Origin of the sequence: Pseudomonas sp. SMN11 (assembly GCF_052041945.1) — a bacterium.
In the GTDB taxonomy this organism is placed as follows: domain Bacteria; phylum Pseudomonadota; class Gammaproteobacteria; order Pseudomonadales; family Pseudomonadaceae; genus Aquipseudomonas.
The window spans coordinates 1-231 of the sequence record NZ_JBKGGW010000113.1 but is presented as its reverse complement, the minus strand read 5'-3'; the positions used below and the strand labels follow the sequence as shown (position 1 = coordinate 231).

The following is a 231-nucleotide window of genomic DNA, read 5'->3' as shown; positions in this document are numbered from 1 at the left end:
CAGGCCGACCAGCGCCGGCGCCAGGTGCGCGTCGATGTTGGCCTTGATGCCTTCGGGGCTCTCGTAGCCGTAGGCCAGGCCGCCGATGGTGGTGGCCTCGCCGATGCCTTCGACGCCGTCGCTGCAGCGCAGGCGCAGTACCACCAGGGTCTGCTGCTGCATGGTGTGCATCGCCAGCTTGTGCGGGCGGATGGTCGGCAGGTCGACGATGATCGCGTCGATGCGCTCGAT

The 231-nt window shown here is 68.8% G+C and carries 1 pseudogene; it reads right to left on the bottom strand.

The features are described 5' to 3' along the window. Window positions 1–231 (bottom strand): annotated as a pseudogene (locus ACLEJU_RS28785) (muconate cycloisomerase); the annotation flags it as partial.